General features: G+C 67.1%; 2 protein-coding genes. One reads left to right on the forward strand and one right to left on the reverse strand.

The annotated features are described in order from the left end of the window. Nucleotides 1–75 precede the first annotated feature (75 nt). Nucleotides 76–723: a class I SAM-dependent methyltransferase gene (locus AB4Y84_RS21785; protein ID WP_442244533.1), complete on the reverse strand. Its 648-nt coding sequence runs from the start codon at nt 721–723 to the stop codon at nt 76–78. Nucleotides 724–1,068: 345 nt separating this feature from the next. Here AB4Y84_RS21785 and AB4Y84_RS21790 point away from each other — a divergent pair. After that, nucleotides 1,069–1,323: CDP-alcohol phosphatidyltransferase family protein (locus AB4Y84_RS21790; protein ID WP_442250951.1), on the forward strand; the 255-nt coding region annotated here is incomplete at its 3' end.

Below are 1,323 nucleotides of genomic sequence, written 5' to 3' on the forward strand. Positions count from 1 at the left end.
CAGCCCGACAGTGCCGGGTTGCCGGCCAGCGGCCGGCACTACCATGCTCCCCGGTAGCGCCGTGCCCGGCCGGCATTACCGCCGGCGCGCCAGCAGCAGGTGGAAGTGCTTTTCCCGCCGCTGGCCGTCATTGCCGGCCGTGCATTCGCGATGCGAGCGCCATGCCGTGACGGTGAAGCCGGACACCCGCAGCGCCAGCTCCACTGCGTCCAGCTCATGCAGCTCAAAGTCGGCGGCAAAGGGCAGGCTGCGCATGAATCCGGCATCGCCGAAGGCCAGGCATAGCCGGCCGCTGCGATGCAGCACCCGTGCCAGTTCATCCAGTACCGGGGCCAGGTCCGGCCAGAAGTACAGGGTGTTGACCGCCAGCGCAGCATCGACGCTGGCATCAGCCAGGGGCAGGGCATGGGCATCACCCTCGCGCAGCGCGGCACGGCCAGCCAGGCCGCTGGCGGCAAGGTGCTGGTTGCCGGCGGCGACCATGGCACTGGACAGCTCGACACCCACGTAGCGACTGCCACTGGCCTGCAGCAGCGGCGCAAAGGCGGCGTTGCCTGGACCGATTTCCAGCACCTGCTCTCCGGCAGCGACGGCCAGCAATGCGATCGCCGCCTGGTTGAGGGCGCCGTTGCTGCGGTTCATCGATTCGCCCACGGCCAGCGCGGCCTCGCCATGGGGCTGCCGCAACTGCGCGGCCAGGGTGCGTGCATCCAGCATCAACATCGTCCGTCGGTAAGGAGTCGGACGTGGCGGCGGCGGGTCCGCCGCAGACCATAGCGCTGGCGGATCGGCTTGGGAAGTAGGGAAACCCCGGCTTGTGGTGATGAGGAAATGTCCAGCGTCGCAGTCGGTGAGAACCAGTTGTCCACAGGGGGTGTGGATTACGCGTGGGCAACTTTGTGGATAAGCGCTGACAGGCGCCACCCCCCTAGGCTGTCAAGATGGGTGGCGAAAAATTCACCGCTGGTGAGGATCGGTGAGTGAAGGGTGAAGGACAGGGGCAGCCCACGCTGTTGCCGGTGGCGGCGCTCGCGGTACCCTGTGGGCCTTGATGCCCCGTGAGACTTCATGAAACGTCACTTCTCGATGCTGCGCGAGTTCCATCTGGCGGACTGGTTCACCCTCGCCAACGCTTTCTGCGGCACCGGCGCGGTGTTTGCCGCAATGCGTTTCCTGCAGGATGGCGAGCGCGGCTACCTGCTGTTCGGCATGGCGCTGATCCCGCTGGCTTTCATTTTCGACGCACTGGACGGCCGCATCGCGCGCTGGCGCAGCACGCCCCGGTGCACCATCCCGAATATACCGAGCCGCACTCCCCCACCC

This window comes from Stenotrophomonas sp. 2YAF22 (assembly GCF_052114665.1).
Lineage (GTDB): Bacteria > Pseudomonadota > Gammaproteobacteria > Xanthomonadales > Xanthomonadaceae > Stenotrophomonas > Stenotrophomonas indicatrix.

Bases quoted from the DNA above. Each gene is read 5' to 3' on its own strand.
- AB4Y84_RS21785 (WP_442244533.1), bottom strand. From the start codon at position 723: ATGTTGATGCTGGATGCACGCACCCTGGCCGCGCAGTTGCGGCAGCCC.